Here is a 22015-nt window from a genome sequence, read left to right as displayed (position 1 = left end):
ATGAGCACCTCTCAAGCTACTTCAGTCATGGAAGAGCCGGTCGAGCTGCCGCTGAAGGAGGTCCTGCCCGGCATCCTGATGTTCACGCTGCCGGTGGACTATGGCATCGACCACGTCAACATCTACCTGATTCGCGAAAGCGAGGGTTGGTGCCTATTCGACACGGGTGCCGACTGCGAAGCCGCCCGTGCGCTGTGGCTGCGCGCCCTGGAGGGACCACTAGCGGCCGGCCTGACGCGCATCATCGTCTCGCACCACCACCCCGACCACCTCGGGCTGGCAGTGTGGCTGCACGAGCGCACCGGCGCTACCATCCTGATGCGCGAGGAAGAACGGACGGTGGCGGGGCAGACGCACGTGCCCAGCGCCGACGACCGCGCCTACTGTATCGACTTCATGTGCCGCCATGGGGTGGCGCCGGAGGATGCGCAACAGGTGGTGGGCGGGGTCTTGCAAAGCAACATGGCCTGCGCCGTGCCGGCGCGCGTCGAGCCGCTCGAAGCCGGCCAGACGCTGCGCATCGGCGAGCATGTGTTCGAGGTGCTGGTGCTGGGCGGTCACAGCATTGCACAGATTTGCCTGTATGCGCCCAAGTTGAAGCTGCTGCTCACGGGCGACCAGTTGCTCGAACGCATCACGCCCAACATCGGCGTCTGGCCCTATGGCGAAACCGATCCGCTGCCGCGCTATCTGGACAGCCTGCGCACCATTGCCACGCTGGATATCGAGCACGTGCTGCCGGCCCATCACGACGTCTACCACGCCGGGGTCAAGCGCGCGCACGGACTGGTGGCGCACCATCAAAAAGCGTTGCGCAAGTTCATGGCGCGCCTGGGCGCGGGGGGCATGAATGCCACCGAACTCGGCTACGCCGTTTATGGCGCGCAGAGCGACCCGCTGCATGCTTACCTGGCCATGGGCGAAACCCTGGCGCACCTGCTGTGGCTGGAGCGCTCCGGCTACGTGCGCCATGAAGAAACGCCAGCCGCGACCCGCTGGTATCCGGTGACGGCGGCCGGCGAAGAGCCCACCCTCACCTTGTCTGGAGATATGTCGAGATGACAGAAACACACACCATCAACGAAGAAGAAATCGCCAAGCGATGGCAGAAGTTTGCCCATGTGTCTCCGTATAACCGCGAACTGGGCCTCCTGCCGCACGCGGTGCGAACCGACTGGTGCGTGCTCAAGGTCGAGTATCAGGAAGCGCTGGTGGGCGATCCGCAGACCAGGGTTTTGCATGGCGGCGTGATCACTGCGCTGCTCGACGCAGCGTTCGGATTCGCGATTTTCGTCAAGCTGCCGGAGATACGGCCGATGGCCACGCTGGACTTGCGCATCGACTACCTCAAGCCCGCCACGCCCGGGCGTGCGATTCTGGGAGGGGCCGTTTGCTACAAGCTGACTGCAGAACTGGCGTTCGTCCGAGGCGCTGCTTACCACGACACGCCGGACGACCCAATTGCCACCGCCGTCGGCATTTACATGTTTACTTCCGGGCGACCGGTATTGCGCAACGAGGATGTGCCACGATGAAATGGACCGAACAAATTGACCATGCGCGCGCCCAGGGTGACTGGAGCGAAGTGATCCGGGCGGTGCCCTTTGCGCGTTTTCTGGACTTGCGCATCGATGTCAAGGGCGAGGAGTTCACCTGCGTCCTGCCATTCCAGGAAAAACTGATAGGCAACCCCATCCTGCCGGCTCTGCATGGCGGAGCCACCGGGGGGTTTCTGGAGTGCGCCGGATTGTTCTACCTGCTGTGGCACATGGACAGCCGGGACTTGCCCAAGACCATCGATTTCAACATCGATTATCTGCGCTCGGGCCGTCCGCAGGACACCTATGCCAACGTCGTGATGGTCAAGCTGGGCCAGCGGGTGGCGAATCTGCGCATCCAGGCATGGCAATCCAGCCCCGATAAGCCCATTGCCCTTGGTCACGGCAATTTCATGCTGCGAGCCTGAGCTCATTACGAAGGAGACAAGTCCATGAGTCAATCTGTTTACAAATCCGTGTTTCGCCCCGGCCTCTTTGCCGGTCAGACGGTGATCGTCACCGGCGGCGGCAGCGGCATCGGCCGCTGCACCGCGCACGAGCTGTCCAACCTGGGCGCCAGCGTGGCGCTGGTGGGCCGCAAGATCGAGAAGCTGCAGGCGGTGCAGGCCGAGATCGAAGCGGCGGGCGGCAAAGTCAGCATCCATGTCTGCGACATCCGCGACGAGCCGGGCGTCAAGGCCCTGGTTGCCGACGTGATTGCGCAGCACGGCCGGATCGATGGCCTGGTCAACAACGCCGGCGGCCAGTACCCGCAGCCGGTCAAGGACATCAGCCTCAAGGGCTGGGAGGCGGTGGTGCGCAGCAACCTGACCGGAGGCTTTCTCGTCTCGCGTGAGGTCTACACGCAGTGGATGGAGGCGCACGGCGGCTCCATCGTCAACATCATCGCCGACATGTGGATGGGCATGCCCACCATGGGACACAGCGGCGCCGCGCGCGCCGGCATGCTGTCGTTCACCGAAACGGCTGCCTGCGAATGGGGCGAGTCGGGCGTGCGCGTCAACGCGGTGGCGCCGGGCTTTGTGGCCAGCAGCGGCTTTGACACCTACGAGCCCGAGATGCAGGCCAAGTTCAGCATTTTGATGAAGAGTGTGCCGCTGCAGCGCTACGGCACCGAGGCCGAAGTATCGGCGGCCATCGTGTTCCTGCTGTCCGAGGCGGCGGCCTACATCACCGGCTCCTTCATCCGCGTCGATGGCGGTGTGCCCAATGCCCGTCAGACCTGGAAGCTGAAGCCGACGGATCGCTCCAAACCCTTCAACGGCTTTGCCCTGGCCAAGCCGCCGAAGTGCCTGAGCGTCAAGGATGAATGACATGGACGCGACGATGCAAACCACAAACACGAACGATCCGTCGGCTTATCTCGCGCCCGGCCGCTACGTGGACAGCGATCACCCGGCGGTGATCGCGTTCGCGCGCCGGGTGGCCGACCCCGCGATGACGCCGCGCGAGATCGCTGTCAAGCTCTATTACGCCGTGCGCGACGAGTTTCTCTACGACCCCTACTGCTTTGACACCACGGTCGAGGGTTTGAAGGGCAGTCGCGTGATCGAGGCCGGGCGTGGCTTTTGCGTGCCCAAGGCGGCGCTGCTGGCAGCGGCTGCCCGTGTGCTGGGCGTGCCGGCACGGCTGGGCTATGCCGACGTTCGCAACCACTTGAGCAGCAAGCGCCTGCAAGACATGATGGGCACCGATCTGTTCGTCTTTCACGGCTACACCGAGCTGTGGGTTGACGGGCAGTGGCTCAAAGCCACGCCCGCCTTCAACCGCTCCTTGTGCGAGAAGGCCGGCATCCATCCACTGGAATTCGATGGCCGTGCCGATTCGGTCTTTCATGAATTCGATGTCAGCGGCCGCAGGCACATGGAGTATGTGCACGACCACGGCACTTACGCCGACTTGCCGCGCGATGAGCTGCTGGCCTCGTGGCGCGCACATTACAAAACGTTCGCCGACTGGGGACAGATAGTGGACAGCGGGGCCGACTTCGCGCAGGAAGTGGGCGCGTCATCATGACGACGCGCCGGGAATTTCCCGGCTTCGCCGGCGGCTCCCTGGTGGCCGATGTCTATGGCCCGGTCGGGGCGCCCGCGGTGTTGCTGCTGCACGGTGGCGGACAAACCCGCCATGCCTGGGGCAAGGCGGCGCAGGTGCTGGGCGATGCCGGCTGGTACACCGTGGCGCTGGACTTGCCGGGCCACGGCGACAGTGCCTGGTCCAAGGATGGCGACTACCGCATCGAGACGCTGGCCGACACCATGTGCTGCATCTGGCGCGAACTGGGCACGCCGCTGGCGGTGGTCGGCGCTTCGCTGGGCGGCCTCATTAGCATGGCCGCAGTCGGCCGCGCCGATGCGCCGTCGATCAACGCGCTGGTGCTGGTGGACATTGCGCCGCGCATGGAAGAAGCCGGTGTCGATCGCATCGTCAGTTTCATGCGGGCGCGGCCCGATGGTTTTGCGTCGCTGGAAGAAGCCGCGCAACACATCGCTGACTACCGTGGGCGGCCAATGGAAGGACCGATCGAGGGCCTGAAGAAAAACCTGCGCATGAATGTGCAAGGCCGCTGGAATTGGCATTGGGACCCGCAACTGATGAGCGAGGCCAACCACAACCACCGGCGCGACGCGGATGGCTACGAGCGCGCCTTGCGCGGTCTGCAGGCGCCCACCCTGCTGCTGCGCGGCCAACGCAGCGACGTGATCAGCGAAGAAGATGCGCGCGCCCTGGTGCAAACCTTGCCGCGGGCGCGCTTTGTCGACCTCAAGGGCGCCGGCCACATGATCGCCGGTGATGCCAACGACGCCTTCGCCGCCAGCGTGGCGGCGTTTCTGCACGAAGTGATGCCGCCGGCGCCACCTCCGGCGAGTCGAAGCTGAATCTGAACGAGGAGCATGGAATGAGTTTGCGATCTTTTACGCTGCACGATCTCATCAACCGTAACGCGAAATTGTACGGATCGAACACCGCCCTGCTGTTCGGCGATCAGCGGGTCACGCACGCCCAGTATGCCGAGCGCACGGCGCGCTTGGCGGCTGGTCTGGCGGCCGCAGGCGTAGGGCAGGGTGACCGGCTGGCGATACTGGCCCCCAACGGCCTGGAATACGTCGACCTGTTCGGCGCCGCCGCCCAGTTGGGCGCGATCGTGGTGCCGATCAACTGGCGGCTGTCGGCCGAGGAGGTGGCCTACGTCATCGAGGACGTGGCACCGCGGGTGCTGATCGTCGCCGATGAATTCCAGGCCCTGCTGCCGCAGAGCGGCCTGGACGACACGCTGCGCTACACGCTGGGCGCCGCGCCAGCGCCCTGGCAACCCGTCAGTGCGCTGTATCTCGATCGCACCGTGCCGCCCGCCGATCTGAATGACGATGAGGGGCTCGTCATCATCCACACCGCCGCCGTGGGCGGGCGGCCGCGCGGCGCGCTGCTCTCGCACCGCGGCCTGATCGCCGCCAGCCTGCAGACGCAACTGGCCTGGCGGTTGACCACGTCAGATGTCAATCTGGGCGTCTTGCCGCTGTTTCACGTGGCCGCCATCGGCTTCATGCTGGCCACGCATCAGGCGGGCGGGGCGACGCTGCTGCTGACACGTTTCGATCCGCCCAGCCTGGTCAAGCATATCGACGAGGACGGCGGCAGCCTGATCGGCACCTTCCCGCCGATGCTGGGCGCCCTGCTGGACGCCGCAGCGGCCCAGGGCTCGGCACTGGACAGCCTGCGCGTGGTGTCGGGAATCGACGTGCCCGAGACCATCGCGCGCTTGCGCACCACCTGCCCCCAGGCGACTTTCTGGAGTGCCTACGGCCAGACCGAGACCTCGGGCTCGGTCAGTCTGGCGCCATTTGACGAGCGCCCCGGCAGCGCCGGGCGGCCCACCGCGCTGAACACGGTCGCAGTGGTGGACGAACTGGACCGCCCGTTGCCCACCGGCGCCACCGGCGAGATCGTGGTGCGGGGTCCGATGGTGTTCCAGGGCTACTGGCGCTGCGAAGCAGACAACGCTTTCACGCTGCGCAACGGCTGGCACCACACGGGCGACATGGGGCGCATCGATGCCGAGGGCTACCTTTGGTACAGCGGGCGTTCACCGGCCAAGGAGTTGATCAAGCCGGGGGGCGAGAACGTCTATCCGGCTGAAGTCGAGCGGGCCATTCTGGAGCACCCGGCGCTGGCGCAGGTGGTGGTCCTCGGTGTGCCGGACGTTCAGTGGGGCGAGGCGGTCAAGGCGGTCTGCGTGCTGAAGGCAGGGTGCACGCTGAGTGCCGAGGAGTTGATCGAGTTTGTGGGCGGTCGCATCGCACGCTACAAAAAACCCAAGCACGTGGTGTTTGTACCGGCACTCCCCTTGGGCGGTGCCGATAGCATTGACCGCGCGGCCGTCAAGGCCGCGCACGGTGGCGCCTGATGGCCATGTCAGCCCGGTGTGCTCAAACCGCCGTTGACGCTCAGGGTCTGGCCGGTGATGGCATCGGACTCCGGTCCGGCCAAGAACGCCGCCGCGTTGGCGATGTCCTGGCAGAGCACGGGGAACAGCATGCGCTTGCGCAGGTTCTCGATCATGCCCTTGCCGTGACCGCCTTCGAGCGCTGGCGAGCCCGGGCCCCAGCGCGGCTCGGCATCCCAGATGTAGCTCATCGCCACCGCGTTGACCCGAATGCCGTCGCGCCCCAGTTCACGCGCCAGCACGCGGCACATCTGCATCATGCCGGCGGTGGCGCCGCCAATGAAGGATTCGCCGACCGTGGCCACGCGGCCCGCGTCGGTGCCCACCGCGACGATCTTGCCGCGGCCGTGCAGTGCCATGACGCGGGCGGCAGCCTGGATCGCAAATGCGCGGGTGAGCCAGTGGGCGCGGATGTAGTTGTCGAAGTCGCCGTTGCTCATTTCCTTGAAAAGGCGAAAGGACGGCGAGTCGGCACTGGCGCCTGCGCCGCTGGCCACCAGGATGTCAAGGCGACCGTGGCGCTCGGCAACTCGATCCACCATGGCACGAACCGCGTCGCTATGGGTCAGGTCGGCTTGTTCAAACGCGGCGCAGTAGCCGTTCGCAGCGATCTCGTTGATCACTGCCTGTCCGGCTTCGGGATTGCGGCCGTTGACGATCACGTGCGCGCCGCGCCGCGCCAACTCCAGCGCAATGGCACGACCGATGAAGGCCGTGGCACCGGTGACGAGGGCGATCTGGCCCTGAAGTTGACCGCCAGGCAAGGGTGCTGGGTTCATCCGCTGTTCTCCTGCGCTAGACGACATAAAAACCCAATTATGTCAAAACAGCGGGCCAGGCCGATAGAAGGATTGCCCGCAGAGAACCACTTTCATCCATCACCACCCATCAATCACCGGACTTCAAAATGGCCAACCTGACCGACAGCGCCAAGTCGCATCATTTCAAGACGCACCGACGCACCATCACCGAAACCGACATCGTCACCTTCGTCAATGTGGTCGGCTTGCATGAACCATTTTTTATCGACATGGAGTACATCCGGGAGAACATGACCGGATCGCATCGCAGCCGCTTTGCGCCCGGCCCGATGGTCATTTCGCTCGGCATGGGGCTGCTGGCAACCTATGTGTCCGACATCATCAAGCAGGTGCTGGAAGGGCGCGAGGTTGGCCCGTTCGGCGGTATGACCGGCGTACAGGCACGCCTGCGCGGTGCGCTGTTTCCGGGCGACACCATTCATGTCGAAGGGGAGGCCCGACTGCTCCCCACGACCTCGCGCGGCTATACCCTGATGGAGTTGCAACATTTGGTGATCAATCAGCGTGGCGAAACCATTGCCGACTTCACTGAAACCATTACTTTTTTGCCTGCTGCTCCGGCTCCATGAATTTTGAACTTTCGTGAGTCGTTTGCCTGTGGCAGCCCGTCCACGACTCGCGACGTCAAATGGCCGGATCAATAGTACAGACCGCACAGACCGGGATATCCAACACCAGGAGATTTCTACATATGACAAAACGAGAAGCTGTGATCGTCGGCGTTGCCGACCTGCCACTGAAGGACGGCAAGGTCCTTGCGCCCATGTCGGTCCTGCAGGCCCAGGCGCTGGTCGCCCGCGACGCCTTGAAGGACGCAGGCATCGCCATGCACGAAGTCGATGGGTTGCTGACCGCCGGTATGTGGGGGGTGCCCGGCCCGGGCCAGTTGCCGACCGTGACGCTGTCGGAGTACCTGGGGATTACGCCGCGCTTCGTCGACGGCACCAACATCGGCGGCTCGGCCTTCGAGGCGCATGTGGCGCATGCCGCCACAGCCATCGAGGCGGGCCGCTGCGAGGTGGCGCTGATCACTTACGGTAGCCTGCAAAAGAGCGAGATGAGCCGCAACCTGGCCGGTCGTCCCGCCGTGCTCACCATGCAGTACGAAACCCCCTGGGGCATGCCCACGCCGGTGGGCGGCTATGCGATGGCGGCCAAGCGCCACATGCACGAATATGGCACCACCTCCGAGCAGCTGGCCGAGATCGCGGTGGCCACGCGCAAGTGGGCGGCGCTCAATCCGGCGGCCACCATGCGCGAGCCGCTGTCGATCGAGGATGTGCTCCAGAGCACGATGATCTCCGACCCGCTGCACCTGCTCGATATCTGCCTGGTCACCGACGGTGGCGGCGCCGTGGTCATGACCACGGCCGAGCACGCCAAGGCGCTCGGGCGCAAGGCGGTGCATGTGCGCGGTTATGGCGAATCGCATACCCACTGGACCATCGCCGCCATGCCCGATCTGGCACGCCTGACGGCAGCCGAGGTGGCGGGCCGCGATGCCTTTGCCATGGCAGGCATCCGGCATGACGCCATCGACGTGGTGGAAGTCTATGACTCGTTCACCATCACCGTGCTGATGACGCTCGAAGCGCTGGGCTTTTGCAAGCGCGGCGAGGGCGGCGCTTTTGTCGCCAACCAGCGCACCGCGCCGGGCGGTGTGTTCCCGCTTAACACCAACGGCGGCGGTCTGTCTTACGCACACCCCGGCATGTATGGCATCTTCCTGCTGATCGAGGCGGTGCGCCAGTTGCGCGGCGAATGCGGCCCGCGCCAGATCGCGAACGCCGTGACCGCGCTGGTCCACGGCACCGGCGGCACGCTCTCCAGCGGTGCCACTTGCATTCTTTCCACCCGGTGAAAATCATGTACGACAAACCCCTGCCCGTTATCGATGGCGAAAGCCGCCCCTACTGGGATACCCTCAAGCGGCACCGCCTGACGATCAAGCGCTGTACTGCCTGCGGCAAGCACCATTTCTATCCGCGCGCCCTGTGCCCGCACTGCCATTCCGACGCGGTCGAATGGGTCGATGCTTGCGGCACCGGCACCATCTACAGCTTCACCATCGCGCGCCGGCCAGCCGGCCCGGCCTTCAAGGCCGATACCCCCTACGTGGTGGCGGTGATCGACCTCGACGAAGGCGCACGCATGATGACCAACATCGTCACCGACGATGTGGAGGCGGTGCGCATCGGCCAGCGCGTGACGGTGCAGTACGACGATGTGACCGACGAGGTCACGCTGCCGAAGTTTCGGCTCTTGTAACAACGAGGTTTCCCGCATGGACTTCACCATCGATCCCGACACCGTGGCGATTGCCGAGGCGGTGCTGCGCTTCGTCGAGCGCGAAGTGCTGCCGCTGCAGCAGCGCCACCACGAGTTGCTGGGCAGCGAACGCACCCTGTTCGACGCCAGCGGTCGCTATGCGCCCGAAGCGTTGGCGCTGCGCCAGCAGGTGCGCAAGCGCTCCGCCGAACTGGGCTTCTACACCCTCTTCGGCGACGAAAAACTGGGTGGCGGCGGGCAGGGCGCGCAGGTCATGGCCCATGTGCAGGAGGTGCTCAACCACCGCGTCGGCCCGGCCCAGCCGCTGGTGCAGACGGTGGTGCTGCCGTCGCCCTTTACCAACGGTCTGTCGCCGGTGCTGCGGCACCTGAAGCCTGACGTCTTCGAGCAATACCGTGACGGCATCGCCAGCGGCGACAAGACCCTGTGCTTTGGCCTCAGCGAGCCCGATGCCGGCTCGGATGCCTTCGGCATGAAAACCCGCGCCTTGCGTGACGGTGATGAATGGGTGCTCACTGGCACCAAGCAGTGGATCACGAACTCGCCCTATGCCGACTACGCCATGGTGTTCGCGCTGACCGACCCCGAAGCCGCGGCGCGCCACAAGGGCGGCGTCACCGGTTTCTTCGTCGACACGCGCGTGCCCGGTTTTTCCGTGCCGCGCATCATCAACACCATGGGCCACCTGGGCGGCGACACCGGCGTCATTGTGCTCGACGGCGTGCGCGTGCGCGACGACCACCGGCTCGGCGAAGTCGGGCGCGGCCTGGCGGTGGCGATGGACGGCGTCAACGCCGGGCGCATGGGCATGGCGGCCTCGTGCCTGGGGCTGGCGCGCTGGGCGCTGGATCAGGCGGTGGACTACGCCAAGGTGCGCAAGACCTTTGGCGTGCCAATTGCCGAGCACCAGGCGATCCAGCTCATGCTGGCCGACAGCGCCATGGACATCTACGCCGCCAAAACCATGATCCAGAACTGTGCCTGGCGCCTCGACAGCGGCCGTGGCGCGACCGCCCAGGTCAGCATGGTCAAGACCTTCTCCACCGAGATGCTCGGGCGCGTGATGGACCGCAGCATCCAGATCCACGGTGGCATGGGCCTGACCAACGAGTTGCGGCTGGAAGAAGGCTACCGCTTCGCGCGCGTGATGCGTATCCCCGACGGAACGGGCGAAATCCAGCGCCGCACCATCGCGCGGCAACTGCTGACCGGGCAGGCCGATCTTTAGGCTGTGCCGATCCCCTTCAAGGCGCAACCAGGAGACAGATTGACATGATGAAAAAGCACGAAATGAAGGAACACGAACTGTTTGCGGGAGGCCATCGGCTGGCCGCCACCACCTGGGGTGATGTGGGCAACGGGCAGCCAACCATCGTGATGATGCACGGCGGGCTGGACTGCATCACCACCTGGAAAGACCTGCCTCAGGTGTTGGTCGAAGCCAGCGGCTGGCCGGTGCTGGCCTATGACCGGTATGGTTATGGGCGATCCGAGAGTCTGGTGGGTGGGCGCGAGCCCAGCTACCGGCGCGAGGAATCGGGGCCGGTGTTTGGCGAAGTGCTGCGGCACTTCGGCATAGACAAGGCGCTGATGTTCGGTCACAGCGATGGTGGTGCCATGTCGGTGCTGGCGGCTGCGGCGCATCCCGGCGTGGTGTGCGGCGTGCTGGCCTGCTCGCCGACCATCGCCATTGATCCATTCATGGTCGATGCCATGGGCAGTGCGCGGCGCGCTTACGAGCATGAAGGCTTGCGCGAAAAACTTCAGCGCCACCATGGCGGAGGGACGGATGCGATGTTCTGGGGCTGGTACAAGCCCTGGGCCAGTCCCAAGGCGCTGGAATGGAACATGAGCGCGGAGATCGCTGCCATACGCTGCCCCGTTTCAGCCCTGTTTGGCAACCAGGATGAATATGGCTGGCGGCCCAGCGCCATGGCCTTGTTCGAGCATGGGACCATGGCGCTCGAAGTGATTGCGCTGTCAGGTGTGGGACACCACCCGCAGCAGCGTGCACGCGGCGAAACCCTGCAGCAGTTGCAGCGACTGATCGGCCGGATGGGTTGAACGCCATGTCTGCATTCACGAGGAGCATCCATTGAAAACCGTTAACCCTGCCAGGGAAGACCTGTCGGCAATTTTGGCTAAGATTCCCAAAAATGTGCCCATCTGCATGCTCAATCTGCTGAGTTTCCGCGCCCGTGCTCTGTATGCCGATCACGGTATCGATTGCACCGGCAAGGAGGCCTACTCACTCTACCTGGCCATGGCCGTTCAAAAAGTGACCGAGGTGGGCGGCGCGCTGGTTTACAGCGGCCAGGCATTTGGCTCGATCATTGGCCCGAAGGATGAGCGCTGGGACGAGGTTTTGCTGGTGCGCTACCCCAGCATCGCAGCATTTTCTGCCATGCTGAGAATGCCCGACTACCAAGCGGCAGCGGTGCACCGTACCGCTGCGGTGGAGGATGCCAGGCTGATCGCCACGGTAGAGAACTGACCATCAAGACAGGAAACGACGAGGAATCGCGATGCCGGACAAAAACAGTGCAGAAGTGCAGCCTTTAAATATACAACGCGTGGGTGCGGTAGAAACTTTCATCATCAACGATCCTCCATGGAACCGAATGGGTCTGGCATTCATGGATGCCCTCGAGTTAGAAATTTCCCGTGTATCTATCGACCCAGGTGTTCGTGCGATAGTGATTCGGGGAACTGGATCACAAAATTTTTCCGTGGGTATGGATCTGAAACAGCTTCCGAAGGGGGTTGAGCGTGCGGGAGGACTGGGCGCGTTTTTTGACCAACGTCTGCGGATTCTGGATGCGATCGAAAATCTCCCCAAGCCCGTGATTGCAGTGCTTTACGGGTACTGCCTTGGCGGGGGGCTGGAGCTGCCCCTGGCGTGCCACTTCAGACTGGCGGCCACTGAAGGTGCGAAGATGGGTTTGCCCGAACTTGACTTGGGCACGGTCCCGGCATGGGGTGGGTCGGCCCGGTTGACGCGCTGTGTAGGGCGAGGCAACGCTCTGGACATGATTCTCCGGTCGAAAATGATTTCTGGACCAGAGGCGTTGAAAATGGGTCTCGTCAACGAAGTTTGGCCTCTGGAAGACTTGTTTCAGCGAGCCGATGCGCTGGCCCACGAGCTCGCCGAAAAACCTTCCGCAGCCGTGGCGGGTGTCCTGCAGTGTGTTGTTGGTGCCGGAGAGAAAACTCTTGCAGAGGGCATTGCCCAGGAGCGGCGCGCTGTCTTGGCCACCATGGGCTCGCCAGATCAGGTGGAAGGCTTTCAGGCATTTATGGAAAAGAGAAAGCCGCGTTTCAACCAACCCCCATAAGTTTCCATCAGCCCGCGCCCCCCATCAATGTGAGCAGTCACACGCCGGGCGCGCCAGCATGCCGGCCAGCGGCGAGAGGTCTGTCAGCTCGTCGAGCAGTGCCACCAGATCGACCAGTTCGTCGCTCTCGGCAAGGTTAAGCACGGGCTTGACCAGGCGACGGAACTTTTCTTCCAGGCGCTGCTGCTGCTCCAGCAGGTCGCTGGCCGGGCGCCCACTGTCGTGGCGCTGGCGCAGCACGGCGCCGTTCCGGGTCTCGATCACTACTTCGCTCAGTGTGAGTCCCGGGCATTGGGGCGCGAGCAAGACCTGCACGCGCTCACGCAGGGCCGCTACCTCAGGCGCGCGCACGGCCTCGTCACTGAACGAGTCCAGTCCGGCGGTGTCGACCCCCGCCAGCGCCATCGCCACCGTGTGGCGCAGGCTGAATTTGGCCTCCAGCCCGGTACGCGGCTCGGCGATGTTGCACACGCCCTCGCTGGCGGCGCCGACACGCACCGTCACGCGAAGCACGTCATCGGGTCGCAGCGCGTGTTGCAGGCGCAAGCTGCGCGCCGCCTCGATAGCAGCATGGGTGCCATAGCAGGCGGCGTGGAACTTGAAAAGGTTGTGGCGTAAGTGCCAGCCGCCGTCCGGTGCGGTAAGGGCGGTCTCCAGCGCCGCCGTGCCGCCGTGCGTGGCGATGAGGCCTTGCGGACATTCAATCGCATCGGCACGGCTGGTGAAGCCGCGTGCGGCCAACTGGGCCGCCTGCAGGCCGTCGGCACTCGCCCGCCCGGCATGCAAGGGTTTGCACATGGTGCCGAACATCGATTTCAGCCCAGCCGCCATGGTGCTGGCGATGCCCAGCGCGGCCGCGGTGTCGTCGGCATCGAGTTGCAGTAAGCGTGCGCAGGCGGCGGCCGCACCGAGCGTGCCTAGCGTGGCTGTGGTGTGGAAGCCGTTGGAATAATGTGCGTCGCCGCACACCAACCCCAACTGGCACATGGTTTCGTAGCCGGCGGCGAAGGCCGTCATGAAGTCGCGTCCGCTGGCGCCGCGCGATTCGGCCAGGGCGAGCAAGGCCGGGATCAGGACCACCGAGGGGTGGCCGGTGCAGGCCATGTTGACGTCGTCATAGTCGAGTGCGTGCGAGGCCGAGCCATTGATCAATGCCGCCTGCCGGCTGGAGGTCGTCATGGCGTGCCCGACGACGGTGGCCTGGGCATGCCCACCCTGTTCACGGGCTTCTTCGGCCAGCATGTGAACCAGTGGCTCGCACGCGCCAGCCAGCGTCACCCCGATCCAGTCGAGCAGGCATTGCCGGACCCGCAGGCGCACGTCCTCCGGGAGATCGGTGTAGCACAGGGCAGCGCAGCGCGCGGCCAGTTCCCCCGTGATGTCAGCGGTTTGGATAGCGGACGACGGTGCGGGTTTTCTGGTTGTGGTCATGCTCATTTCAGTGCCCCTTCCAGACCGGTTTGCGCTTTTCCCGGAAAGATTGCGGGCCTTCCAGGGCATCTTCACTGAGGTAGACGGCATCAAACGCTCGGTTGGAGGCGCGCAGCGCAGCGGTGCGGCCCATCTCGGTGGACAGGCGCACCATTTCTTTGGCCGCGCGCACCGTCAGTGGCGCATTGGCCATGAGCCGGGTCGCCAGCTCTTTGGCCCCTTGCAATGCTTGCCCCTTGGGCATCAGGCGGTTGATGTAGCCGAGTTCGTAGGCGCGCTGCGCTGTCAGCGGGTCGCCGGTCATCGCGACTTCCATCAGAATGCGCTGCGGCAGCATGTGGATGACCGGCGAGGCCCACGGCATGCCGCGCCCGACCTTGGCCTCCGTGATGGCGAATTTGGCGGTTTCGTCGGCCACGCACAGGTCGCACATCTGCGAGAGCAGCCAACCGCCTGCATAGGCATAGCCCTGCACGGCAGCGATGACGGGCTTGGTGACCTCGATGTTGTCGCCGAGCACGGCGATGAAGCCCGCTGGCGGGATGCGCAGTTGAGTGTCTGCAGCTTCCACCAGGTCCATGCCGGCGCAGAAATTGTCACCGGCGCCGGTGAGGATGGCCACCTGCGCCTGCCCGTCAGCTTCGAAGCGGCGCCAGACCTCAAAAAAGCCTTCGCGCACGGCGCGATTCAGCGCATTGCGGCGCTCGGGCCGGTTGATGGTGATGACGGCAATGCCGTCGTTCACTTCGTAAAGCAGTTCATTGTTCATGGGGGTGTCTCCTTTTGAAGTTTGTGCCTATTACCGCGAGCGGCGGGTCTGGGGCATTGGTCTGGTTTGATTCGTTGCCACCTCACGCGATTCCGGTCCCGCACGGTAGCCGAGCGCCCCCGAGATGCTTGCGGCGAGTTCCATCACCAGGTGCTGCAGCGCATCGGCGACGGCGCGACCGCGCTCGATCGGCGCTGCGATGATCAGCGCCGCGTTCACGCGCCCATCGGGTTCGAAGATCGGGGCTGAAAAGCCGGCCACGTCGGGCGTCACTTCGCCGAATGTGACCGCCAGCCCGCTCAGCCGGGCCGCCTCGATGAGGCGCGCCAGTTGCGCCGGGTCGGTGACCGAGTGCTCGGTCATGGCCCGCAGATCAGCCCGGCGCAGGTAGTCACGCCGCCAGGCCTCGTCCTGGAACGCGAGCAGCACACGCCCGGCGGACGAGGCAAACAGCGGCCGTGTCGTGCCGACTGGCACGGCGTATCGAATCGCGCGGGTGCTCTCGATGATCGGGTTGTAGACCAGCCGATCTGCGGTGCGGTCGATTCTGGCGATCAGGGCGGTCTCGCCGGATCGCGCCACCGCCTCCCGCAAGAAGGGCAGGGCCACAACGTCGAGCGAGCGGGCCGACACCAGAGATGCCCCGAGCGAGAACGCCTCGGGGCCCAGTTCATACAGATCATTGCTGCGCTGCAGGTAGCCATGCACCGTGAGACCGCGCAACAGCGAGAGTACGCTGGTCTTCGGTGCATTCAAGACCAGGCACAACGGGGTCAGGGCCAAGCCGGCAGGGTGGTCGGCCAGTATCCGCAGCAGTCGCAGCACGCGTGTCACTGCCATGGGCGACCCGTCTGCACCGAGTGCGACACCCGTTCGCTCCCGCCGTGATGCTGTTGACATGGGCATTGGATGGGGTCCCTGAAGGTTCTGATATCGGAATTACTGATTCAATATAAGAATAGCGTTAGCATGTACAGCCGTCAATCGGGTTTTACTGGCAGCGCTTTTTGGAGGAGGCCCCGACTTGACCGGAGGAGACACATATGACGAATAAACAAGACCAGGCGGCACTTGCGGGGCCGCTGTCGGGCGTGCGGGTAATTGATCTCAGCGCGGTACTGATGGGCCCCTACGCCACCCAGATTTTGGGCGACCATGGCGCGGACGTGATCAAGATCGAATCTCCTGAGGGCGACTCAACACGCTGGATTGGCCCCGGACGCCATCCCGGCATGGGTCCGCTGTTCCTGCACCTGAACCGCAACAAGCGCAGCGTGGCGCTCGACCTCAAATCGCCGCAGGGCGCGGCCGCGATGCGGCGCCTGATCGAAGGCGCCGATGTCTTCGTGCATAACCTGCGCCCGGCCTCCATCGCCCGGCTCGGGCTGGACTACGAGAGCATCTCGATGATCAATCCACGCATCATCTGGTGTGGCGTGTACGGTTACGGCGAGGACGGTCCCTACGCTGGCCGCCCGGCCTATGACGACCTGATCCAGGGCGCGGTCGGCATTGCCGCCTTGCAGCAGCAAAGCGGGGCGAGCGAGCCGCGCTACGTGCCGCTGACGATTGCCGACCGCATGGTCGGCCTGCGTGCGGCGCACAGCGTGGCCATGGCGCTGTACGGGCGCGAGCGCACCGGACGCGGCTGCCGCATTGACGTGCCGATGTTCGAAACCATGGCCAGCGTGGTGCTGTCGGACCACCTCTACGGGCGCACTTTCGAGCCGCCCAGTGGTGACACCGGCTATGTGCGGCTGCTGTCGCCCGGGCGCCGACCCTACGAAACCAGCAACGGCTACATCTGCGCGCTGGTCTACAACGACGGCCACTGGCAGCGTTTTCTGCACGCCATCGAGCGTGACGATCTGCGGGTCGATCCGCGCTTCGCCGACCTGGCCAGTCGAACCCGCCACATTGACGAGGTGTACGGCTTTCTGGGCCAGACGCTGCGCGTGCAAAGCACCGCGCACTGGATGGCGCTGTTCGAACAAATCGATGTGCCGGCGGTGCCCCTGAACACCGTCGAATCACTGTTGGATGACCCGCACTTGGCGGCGGTGGGCTTCTTCCGCCAGGTCGAGCACCCGAGCGAAGGGGTGATGCGCACCTTTGGCGCGCCGGCGCGATGGGTGGGTTACGACGTCAGCAAGCTGGCGCCCGCGCCGCGGCTGGGGGAGCACACCGAATCGGGACTGCGCGAATGCGGCTTTGATGCCAGCGCGCTGGCGTCCTTGCTGGGCAGTGGCGCAGCGGCTCCGTTCCTCACCGATGCGGAGTTGTCAGCATGAGTGCCCCGGCATTGACCGTGACCCGGCTGGCCGGCGCGCTGGGTGCGGAAATCTCCGGGCTTGACCTGTCCCGGTCGCTGCGCCAGGATGACCTGGCGGCGCTGCGTAGTGCGTGGCTGGCGCATGGCGTCATCTTTTTCCGCGACCAGCCGCTGACGCCCGGGCAGTTCCTGGCGCCTTCGCCCAGGCCATTGGCACGCCGGTGGAATACCCATTTGTCAGCGGCATCCCGGGCTTTCCGGTCATCATCGAAGTGAAGAAGCTGGCGCACGAAATAGTCAACTTTGGCGGTGTCTGGCACAGCGATACTGCCTACTTGGAGCAGCCTCCGATGGCCACGCTGCTGCTGGCGCGCGAAGCGCCGCCTTACGGCGGTGACACGCTGTTTGCCAACCAGGTGCTGGCCTATGAGGCCTTGTCGGAGGGGATGCAGCGGCTGCTCGACGGCTTGGTGGCGGTCAACACCTCGGCCAAGGCAGATGTGTCACGCACCCGCGAAGACCGTCTGGCCGAAGCCGGTCGCGCTGACCAGCACACCCATTACGAGGCCGAACATCCCGTGGTACGCACCCATCCGGAAACCGGTCGCAAGGCTTTGTATGTCAACTGCGCCCATACCGCGCGCTTCGCCGGCATGACCGAAGAGGAGAGCGCGCCGCTGCTGCAATTTTTATTCACGCACCAGAAGAAGGAAGAGTTCACCTGCCGCTTCCGCTGGCTGGTGGGTTCCCTGGCGCTCTGGGATAACCGCTGCACGCACCACTACCCGGTCAACGATTACCACGGCTTCCGCCGGGTCATGCACCGCATCACGTTAGCGGGTGACCGGCCTCGTCACTAGCAGGCCGTTGAAAAAGTGCTCATCGAACGTATCAGGGACGCTGTTTCCGAAGAAACGAGTGGCCCAGACGCGTTGCGCGTTTCTCGCGCAAACAAACGGGGGAGTCCATCCCATCAGGCTACGCTGAACAAGCCGCTGTTTTCAGCAGGACGGTGCTCTGTGATTTCGCATTGAGGGGTCGGAGCCCTGAAGTACCCCGAACGCGGTGCGAGGAGGCACCTTTTGAGCCCGGCAGGTACGCAGGGCACCTATTGCGGGCGCACTCATGCCACCAGATGCTGGCGCGCCAGATAGATGTTGGCCAGACCCAGAGCCACGAAGCATCGAGTGGCGTTTTTGGCCAACCCGCGGTAGCGCACCTTGGTGAACCCCCACAGCCGCTTGACCACCGCGAAGACGTGCTCGACGCGGGCGCGGACCTTGGACTTGTTGCGATTCTTCGCGCGCTTGGCTTCGTCAACTTCACCGTCCCTGCGCACGCGCTCGTTCGTGAAGTCCCGCGCCAGCGGCGCCTTGGAGCCGATCAGCGCTTTCTGGCTGGCATAGGCGCTGTCGCCATAGACGCGCCGCTCGTTGCCGTGCAGCAGATCGGGCAGAGGATGCTTGTCGTGCACGTTGGCCGCTGTCACCACGGCGCTGTGCGCCAGCCCGCTGCGGCTGTCCACGCCAATGTGCATCTTCATCCCGAAGTACCACTGCTGGCCCTTGCGCGTCTGGTGCATCTCGGGGTCGCGCTGCTTGTCGGCGTTCTTGGTTGAACTCGGCGCGCCGATGATGGTGGCGTCCACGGTGGTGCCGGTGCCCAGCTTCAAGCCTCGCGCCTGCAGCACCTGACCTACTTTGGCAAACAGCGCCTGTCCCAGTTCGTGCTTCTCCAGCAGTCGGCGGAACTTCAGCAGCGTCGTGCCGTCGGGCACGCGCTCTCGTCCCAGATCGATGCCTACGAAGCGACGCAGCGCCGTGCTGTCCAGCAGCGCCTCCTCGCAGGCCTCATCGGCAAGGTTGAACCAGTGCTGCACGAAGTACATGCGCAGCATATCCCATGTTGCCAGCCGATTCATGGCGGTCTATCAGCAGCAACGACCCGCTAATGAACTCCCTTGCGGAAACAATGTCTGGCTTGGCCGGAATCAGCAGCATGTCGGCTGCGTTGACAGCAGCGTCCTGTAGATGACCAACGGCACCCTGGGTGTCGATGATTACTACGTCGTACTTCGAGGAAACGGCTTCGTTTCTGATCGCAAGGCGGATACGCACCAGGCGATCCAGCCGGTTGGACAGCCAGTCCTGTAACGCACTGTCATAGGTAAAGACACCCCGGTCTTCGTCAAAACGCTGGGTGTCTGAGCGCACCAGATGCAGGAACCCGCCCCGAACGTTCAGGACCGAGGCGTCCCCTCGGAAGTTCTCAGGAGGGAGACACACATGGCTGATGCAGTCATCGGCCAGCACGCCTCTCTGAATCATGGTCGTCAGGCCATGTTCTGCGACGTGGGAGAGTTGGAAGTGCCGGGTCAGCGCGGGCTGAATGTCCGCGTCAATGAGCAGAACACGGTATCCCATGTCTGCCAGAAACCCACCGATGTTGGCACAGAGGGTGGTTTTGCCTACGCCGCCTTTGGTGGCGACAACCGAAAGAGTGAGCATTTGATCCTCGCTGAACGGGGTTGAACCAGTTCAGAGAAAACCAATACTTTTTGCCTGCGTACGAACGTCATCAAAATAGGTACGTAGTACCTTATTTGCTGTTAAAGTTGTGCTAAGTAATGCTATCTACTGACAACAATATACATCGTAGAATATTGGAGGCGCATTGCATCTAGAAACACTTGTTACGCTGCGCCACGCGAACGGCTTCAAGTCTGCCGTTGGGCAACCGCACTGGAGTCATCAGCAGATTTGTGACGGATCTCACATCTCGGCAGAACCCTTGGTTCATCTGAATTCACCGCCCGCAAGGAAACATCATGCTGTCCACGGTCGAGCACTACGTTGCCATGGTCATCGAGTTCCTCGTGTTCTGGGCCTGCGTCCTTTCGCCGGTCGTGGCGTTCTGGCAGGTGCTGGCCTGGGCTGGGCGCCAGCTACCAGGCTGATCCGGTCCCAAGAAAAAAACCCCGGCCAGGCTTCTGACCGGGGTTCCTGCTCCAACGAGTGGAGCTGTATCAGTCTTCAACAAACGCTTCTTCGCGCTTCTTCTTCACCGACGGCATCAGCACCACGATCAGCAGGATAGCCGCCACCACCAGCAGGCTGGCCGACAGCGGGCGGGTCACGAACACCGACCAGTCGCCGCGCGAGATCAGCAGCGCGCGCCGCAGGTACTCCTCCATCATCGGGCCCAGGATCAGACCCAGCAGCAGCGGCGCCGGCTCGCAGCCGAGCTTGATGAAGCCGTAGCCGATCAGACCGAACAGCGCCACCATCCAGATGTCGAAACTGTTGTTGTTGGTCGAGTACACGCCGATCGCACAGAACAGCACGATGGCCGGGAACAGCCACTTGTAAGGCACGGTCAGCAGCTTGATCCAGATACCGATCAGCGGGAGGTTCAGGATCACCAGCATGGCGTTGCCGATCCACATCGAGGCGATCAGGCCCCAGAACAGCTCGGGGTTGCTGGTCATCACCTGCGGGCCGGGCTGGATGTTGTGGATGGTCATGGCGCCCACCATCAGCGCCATCACGGCGTTGGGGGGGATGCCCAGCGTCAGCAGCGGAATGAAGGAGGTCTGCGAACCGGCGTTGTTGGCCGACTCCGGCGCGGCCACGCCGCGGATGTTGCCTTGGCCGAACGGCACTTCTCCGGGCTTGAGCTTGGTCTTCTTTTCGATGGTATAGGCGGTGAAGGCCGAGAGCAGCGCACCACCGCCGGGCAGGATGCCCAGGGCCGACCCGAGCGCGGTTCCGCGCAGCACGGCGGGGAACATGTTCTTGAAGTCTTCGGCCGTGGGCATGATGCCCTGCACCTTGCCGGTGAACACCTCGCGCTTTTCGTCCGGGTGCGACAGGTTCTGGATGATTTCGCCGTAGCCGAACACGCCCATGGCGATCGCCAGGAAGCTGATGCCGTCGGTCAGCTCCGGAATGTCGAAGCTGTAACGGGCCACGCCAGAGTTCACGTCGGTGCCGACCAGGCCGAGCAGCAGCCCCAGCACGATCATCGCCAGAGCCTTGACCAGAGAGCCCGACGCCAGCACGACCGCGCCGATCAGGCCCACGATCATGAGCGCGAAGTACTCGGCAGGACCAAACTCCAGAGCGAGCTCGGTCAGCGGCGCAGCAAAACCCGCCAGGATCAGCGTGCCCACGCAGCCGGCAAAGAAGGAACCCAGACCGGCCGCGGCCAGTGCAGGGCCTGCCCTGCCCTTGCGCGCCATCTGGTAGCCGTCGATCACAGTCACCACGGACGACGACTCACCTGGCAGGTTCACCAGGATGGCCGTGGTCGAGCCACCGTACTGCGCACCGTAGTAGATGCCGGCCAGCATGATGAGTGCGGCCACCGGCGGCAGACCATAGGTGGCCGGCAGCAGCATGGCGATGGTGGCCAGCGGGCCGATGCCGGGCAGCACGCCGATCAGCGTGCCCAGCAGGCAGCCGATGAAGGCGTAGATCAGGTTCTGGAAGGTGAAGGCAACGCCAAAGCCCAGAGCGAGGTTGTTGATCAGATCCATGTTGTTGTTCTCCTCGGGTTCAGTTGGCCAGGAACCAGGGCAGCACGGGGAACTGCAGGTTCAGCATCTTCACGAAGGCCAGGTAGCTACCGATGGCGAGGATGGTGGCGAGAATCACCGACTCCTTGAGCTTGGCGCCTTCACGGGCATAGCCGGCCATGATGACCAGACCATAGATGGCCACGATCAGGCCGAATGCCGGAATGCCGAGCGAGGGCAGCCCCACCAGCAAAGCGCCGAACAGCAGGTTGGCACCCAGAATGAAGGCCAGAGGTCTCCAGGCGATGGCGCCGATCTTGTCGCCTCCCGGAGGGCCGGACTTGAACGAGTTGAAGGTGACCAGTGCACCCAGCAAAACCAGGAGGAGGCCGAGCATGAAGGGGAAGTACCCCGGTCCCATGCGTGCGGCTTCACCGATCTCGTAGTCCACCGCACCCCAGGCGAATGAACCGCCCACGGTCATGAACATGAGTCCCGAAACAAAGTCTTTTTGACTGGCTATCGCCACGGCTGTCTCCTCGGAATAAGAACATGGCGATTCTGGGGGGCATTCGTCCC

At 64.0% G+C, this 22015-nt stretch carries 25 protein-coding genes and 1 pseudogene; 18 read left to right on the top strand and 8 right to left on the bottom strand.

The genetic code is table 11. The annotated features are described in order from the left end of the window. Genes DD542_RS13545 through DD542_RS13515 form a run of 7 tightly spaced genes read left to right on the top strand, consistent with a single transcriptional unit; the run spans position 1 to position 5964 of the window. The gene (locus DD542_RS13545; RefSeq protein WP_241559554.1) at positions 1–1062 is read left to right on the top strand and encodes an MBL fold metallo-hydrolase; all 1062 of its coding nucleotides are present in this window, start codon (positions 1–3) and stop codon (positions 1060–1062) included. Then, the gene (locus DD542_RS13540) at positions 1059–1535 is read left to right on the top strand and encodes a PaaI family thioesterase (protein WP_127806023.1); all 477 of its coding nucleotides are present in this window, start codon (positions 1059–1061) and stop codon (positions 1533–1535) included. The genes DD542_RS13545 and DD542_RS13540 overlap by 4 nt, the downstream gene beginning before the upstream one ends. Continuing rightward, positions 1532–1966 carry a PaaI family thioesterase gene (locus tag DD542_RS13535; RefSeq protein WP_008905485.1) on the top strand — a complete coding sequence of 145 codons (435 nt, stop codon included), beginning with the start codon at positions 1532–1534 and terminating at the stop codon, positions 1964–1966. Before DD542_RS13540 ends, DD542_RS13535 begins: the two co-directional genes overlap by 4 nt. Positions 1967–1990: 24 nt before the next feature. After that, on the top strand, positions 1991–2872 hold the full coding sequence (locus DD542_RS13530) for an SDR family oxidoreductase (protein ID WP_127806022.1): 882 nt from the start codon (positions 1991–1993) through the stop codon (positions 2870–2872). 1 nt (position 2873) lies between these two features. After that, on the top strand, positions 2874–3575 hold the full coding sequence (locus DD542_RS13525; RefSeq protein ID WP_127806021.1) for a transglutaminase family protein: 702 nt from the start codon (positions 2874–2876) through the stop codon (positions 3573–3575). Then, positions 3572–4438 carry an alpha/beta hydrolase gene (locus DD542_RS13520; RefSeq protein ID WP_127806020.1) on the top strand — a complete coding sequence of 289 codons (867 nt, stop codon included), beginning with the start codon at positions 3572–3574 and terminating at the stop codon, positions 4436–4438. The genes DD542_RS13525 and DD542_RS13520 overlap by 4 nt, the downstream gene beginning before the upstream one ends. Positions 4439–4458: 20 nt before the next feature. Continuing rightward, entirely contained in the window at positions 4459–5964 is a 1506-nt protein-coding gene (locus tag DD542_RS13515) for an AMP-binding protein (protein ID WP_127806019.1), read from the top strand. Positions 5965–5972: 8 nt separating this feature from the next. Here DD542_RS13515 and DD542_RS13510 read toward each other — a convergent pair whose 3' ends face one another. After that, positions 5973–6782 (bottom strand): SDR family NAD(P)-dependent oxidoreductase, encoded by an 810-nt coding sequence (locus DD542_RS13510; protein WP_164868397.1) that lies wholly within the window; start codon positions 6780–6782, stop codon positions 5973–5975. Positions 6783–6910: 128 nt separating this feature from the next. Here DD542_RS13510 and DD542_RS13505 point away from each other — a divergent pair, with 128 nt between their 5' ends. From DD542_RS13505 to DD542_RS13475, 7 genes are all read left to right on the top strand, one after another. Further along, complete coding sequence (locus tag DD542_RS13505; RefSeq protein ID WP_127806017.1) at positions 6911–7393, top strand: MaoC family dehydratase; 483 nt, start codon at positions 6911–6913, stop codon at positions 7391–7393. A gap of 122 nt (positions 7394–7515) precedes the next feature. Continuing rightward, complete coding sequence (locus tag DD542_RS13500) at positions 7516–8685, top strand: acetyl-CoA acetyltransferase (protein ID WP_127806016.1); 1170 nt, start codon at positions 7516–7518, stop codon at positions 8683–8685. 5 nt (positions 8686–8690) lie between these two features. After that, complete coding sequence (locus DD542_RS13495; protein ID WP_127806015.1) at positions 8691–9092, top strand: Zn-ribbon domain-containing OB-fold protein; 402 nt, start codon at positions 8691–8693, stop codon at positions 9090–9092. Positions 9093–9108: 16 nt separating this feature from the next. Further along, positions 9109–10341 carry an acyl-CoA dehydrogenase family protein gene (locus tag DD542_RS13490; RefSeq protein WP_127806014.1) on the top strand — a complete coding sequence of 411 codons (1233 nt, stop codon included), beginning with the start codon at positions 9109–9111 and terminating at the stop codon, positions 10339–10341. 44 nt (positions 10342–10385) lie between these two features. Next, the gene (locus DD542_RS13485) at positions 10386–11177 is read left to right on the top strand and encodes an alpha/beta hydrolase (RefSeq protein WP_127806013.1); all 792 of its coding nucleotides are present in this window, start codon (positions 10386–10388) and stop codon (positions 11175–11177) included. Between the two features lie 31 nt (positions 11178–11208). Next, on the top strand, positions 11209–11607 hold the full coding sequence (locus DD542_RS13480; RefSeq protein ID WP_127806012.1) for a DUF1330 domain-containing protein: 399 nt from the start codon (positions 11209–11211) through the stop codon (positions 11605–11607). Positions 11608–11638: 31 nt separating this feature from the next. Then, positions 11639–12448 carry an enoyl-CoA hydratase-related protein gene (locus DD542_RS13475; RefSeq protein ID WP_127806011.1) on the top strand — a complete coding sequence of 270 codons (810 nt, stop codon included), beginning with the start codon at positions 11639–11641 and terminating at the stop codon, positions 12446–12448. A gap of 24 nt (positions 12449–12472) precedes the next feature. On the opposite strand, the gene DD542_RS13470 is transcribed toward DD542_RS13475, so the two are convergent. The 3 genes from DD542_RS13470 to DD542_RS13460 are packed head-to-tail and all read right to left on the bottom strand — an operon-like array spanning position 12473 to position 15473. Further along, positions 12473–13885, bottom strand: a complete 1413-nt coding sequence (locus DD542_RS13470; RefSeq protein WP_164868396.1) for an MmgE/PrpD family protein — start codon at positions 13883–13885, stop codon at positions 12473–12475. 1 nt (position 13886) lies between these two features. Continuing rightward, on the bottom strand, positions 13887–14648 hold the full coding sequence (locus DD542_RS13465; protein ID WP_056272141.1) for an enoyl-CoA hydratase-related protein: 762 nt from the start codon (positions 14646–14648) through the stop codon (positions 13887–13889). 30 nt (positions 14649–14678) lie between these two features. Then, positions 14679–15473, bottom strand: a complete 795-nt coding sequence (locus tag DD542_RS13460) for an IclR family transcriptional regulator (RefSeq protein ID WP_241559553.1) — start codon at positions 15471–15473, stop codon at positions 14679–14681. A 218-nt stretch (positions 15474–15691) separates the two neighbouring features. On the opposite strand from DD542_RS13460, the gene DD542_RS13455 reads away from it, so the two are divergent. The 3 genes from DD542_RS13455 to DD542_RS13450 are packed head-to-tail and all read left to right on the top strand — an operon-like array spanning position 15692 to position 17780. Continuing rightward, positions 15692–16939 (top strand): CoA transferase, encoded by a 1248-nt coding sequence (locus tag DD542_RS13455; RefSeq protein ID WP_127806008.1) that lies wholly within the window; start codon positions 15692–15694, stop codon positions 16937–16939. Then, on the top strand, positions 16936–17196 hold the full coding sequence (locus tag DD542_RS24000; protein WP_241559552.1) for a TauD/TfdA family dioxygenase: 261 nt from the start codon (positions 16936–16938) through the stop codon (positions 17194–17196). The genes DD542_RS13455 and DD542_RS24000 overlap by 4 nt, the downstream gene beginning before the upstream one ends. Further along, on the top strand, positions 17142–17780 hold the full coding sequence (locus DD542_RS13450) for a TauD/TfdA family dioxygenase (RefSeq protein WP_241559551.1): 639 nt from the start codon (positions 17142–17144) through the stop codon (positions 17778–17780). The genes DD542_RS24000 and DD542_RS13450 overlap by 55 nt, the downstream gene beginning before the upstream one ends. 263 nt (positions 17781–18043) lie before the next feature. On the opposite strand, the pseudogene DD542_RS13445 reads toward DD542_RS13450, so the two are convergent. Together DD542_RS13445 and DD542_RS13440 are read right to left on the bottom strand one after the other, a co-directional pair. Next, a pseudogene (locus DD542_RS13445) lies at positions 18044–18817 on the bottom strand (IS5 family transposase); the annotation flags it as partial. Continuing rightward, positions 18771–19427 carry a ParA family protein gene (locus DD542_RS13440; protein ID WP_127806007.1) on the bottom strand — a complete coding sequence of 219 codons (657 nt, stop codon included), beginning with the start codon at positions 19425–19427 and terminating at the stop codon, positions 18771–18773. The pseudogene DD542_RS13445 and the gene DD542_RS13440, both read right to left, overlap by 47 nt. Before the next feature lie 320 nt (positions 19428–19747). Between DD542_RS13440 and DD542_RS24215 the strand changes: the two genes are divergently transcribed. Then, on the top strand, positions 19748–19876 hold the full coding sequence (locus DD542_RS24215; protein WP_277750655.1) for a hypothetical protein: 129 nt from the start codon (positions 19748–19750) through the stop codon (positions 19874–19876). Positions 19877–19945: 69 nt separating this feature from the next. On the opposite strand, the gene DD542_RS13435 is transcribed toward DD542_RS24215, so the two are convergent. After that, positions 19946–21457, bottom strand: coding sequence for a tripartite tricarboxylate transporter permease (locus tag DD542_RS13435; RefSeq protein WP_066160238.1), 1512 nt, complete (start codon positions 21455–21457; stop codon positions 19946–19948). A gap of 19 nt (positions 21458–21476) precedes the next feature. Further along, entirely contained in the window at positions 21477–21965 is a 489-nt protein-coding gene (locus DD542_RS13430) for a tripartite tricarboxylate transporter TctB family protein (RefSeq protein ID WP_066160241.1), read from the bottom strand. Between the last annotated feature and the right edge of the window lie 50 nt (positions 21966–22015).

It is taken from the genome of Hydrogenophaga sp. NH-16 (assembly GCF_004006415.1).
Classification (GTDB): Bacteria; Pseudomonadota; Gammaproteobacteria; order Burkholderiales; family Burkholderiaceae_C; genus Hydrogenophaga; species Hydrogenophaga pseudoflava.
The sequence above is the reverse complement of the archived record's forward strand: the minus strand, read 5'-3'. Positions and strand labels throughout refer to the sequence as shown.

Bases quoted from the DNA above. Each gene is read 5' to 3' on its own strand.
- DD542_RS13435 (WP_066160238.1), bottom strand. From the start codon at position 21,457: ATGGATCTGATCAACAACCTCGCTCTGGGCTTTGGCGTTGCCTTCACC.
- DD542_RS13455 (WP_127806008.1), top strand. From the start codon at position 15,692: ATGACGAATAAACAAGACCAGGCGGCACTTGCGGGGCCGCTGTCGGGC.
- DD542_RS13505 (WP_127806017.1), top strand. From the start codon at position 6,911: ATGGCCAACCTGACCGACAGCGCCAAGTCGCATCATTTCAAGACGCAC.
- DD542_RS13440 (WP_127806007.1), bottom strand. From the start codon at position 19,427: ATGCTCACTCTTTCGGTTGTCGCCACCAAAGGCGGCGTAGGCAAAACC.
- DD542_RS13530 (WP_127806022.1), top strand. From the start codon at position 1,991: ATGAGTCAATCTGTTTACAAATCCGTGTTTCGCCCCGGCCTCTTTGCC.
- DD542_RS24000 (WP_241559552.1), top strand. From the start codon at position 16,936: ATGAGTGCCCCGGCATTGACCGTGACCCGGCTGGCCGGCGCGCTGGGT.
- DD542_RS13545 (WP_241559554.1), top strand. From the start codon at position 1: ATGAGCACCTCTCAAGCTACTTCAGTCATGGAAGAGCCGGTCGAGCTG.
- DD542_RS13485 (WP_127806013.1), top strand. From the start codon at position 10,386: ATGATGAAAAAGCACGAAATGAAGGAACACGAACTGTTTGCGGGAGGC.
- DD542_RS13515 (WP_127806019.1), top strand. From the start codon at position 4,459: ATGAGTTTGCGATCTTTTACGCTGCACGATCTCATCAACCGTAACGCG.
- DD542_RS13500 (WP_127806016.1), top strand. From the start codon at position 7,516: ATGACAAAACGAGAAGCTGTGATCGTCGGCGTTGCCGACCTGCCACTG.
- DD542_RS13490 (WP_127806014.1), top strand. From the start codon at position 9,109: ATGGACTTCACCATCGATCCCGACACCGTGGCGATTGCCGAGGCGGTG.
- DD542_RS13535 (WP_008905485.1), top strand. From the start codon at position 1,532: ATGAAATGGACCGAACAAATTGACCATGCGCGCGCCCAGGGTGACTGG.
- DD542_RS13475 (WP_127806011.1), top strand. From the start codon at position 11,639: ATGCCGGACAAAAACAGTGCAGAAGTGCAGCCTTTAAATATACAACGC.
- DD542_RS13540 (WP_127806023.1), top strand. From the start codon at position 1,059: ATGACAGAAACACACACCATCAACGAAGAAGAAATCGCCAAGCGATGG.
- DD542_RS13525 (WP_127806021.1), top strand. From the start codon at position 2,874: ATGGACGCGACGATGCAAACCACAAACACGAACGATCCGTCGGCTTAT.
- DD542_RS13470 (WP_164868396.1), bottom strand. From the start codon at position 13,885: ATGAGCATGACCACAACCAGAAAACCCGCACCGTCGTCCGCTATCCAA.
- DD542_RS13510 (WP_164868397.1), bottom strand. From the start codon at position 6,782: ATGAACCCAGCACCCTTGCCTGGCGGTCAACTTCAGGGCCAGATCGCC.
- DD542_RS13465 (WP_056272141.1), bottom strand. From the start codon at position 14,648: ATGAACAATGAACTGCTTTACGAAGTGAACGACGGCATTGCCGTCATC.
- DD542_RS13520 (WP_127806020.1), top strand. From the start codon at position 3,572: ATGACGACGCGCCGGGAATTTCCCGGCTTCGCCGGCGGCTCCCTGGTG.
- DD542_RS13495 (WP_127806015.1), top strand. From the start codon at position 8,691: ATGTACGACAAACCCCTGCCCGTTATCGATGGCGAAAGCCGCCCCTAC.
- DD542_RS24215 (WP_277750655.1), top strand. From the start codon at position 19,748: ATGCTGTCCACGGTCGAGCACTACGTTGCCATGGTCATCGAGTTCCTC.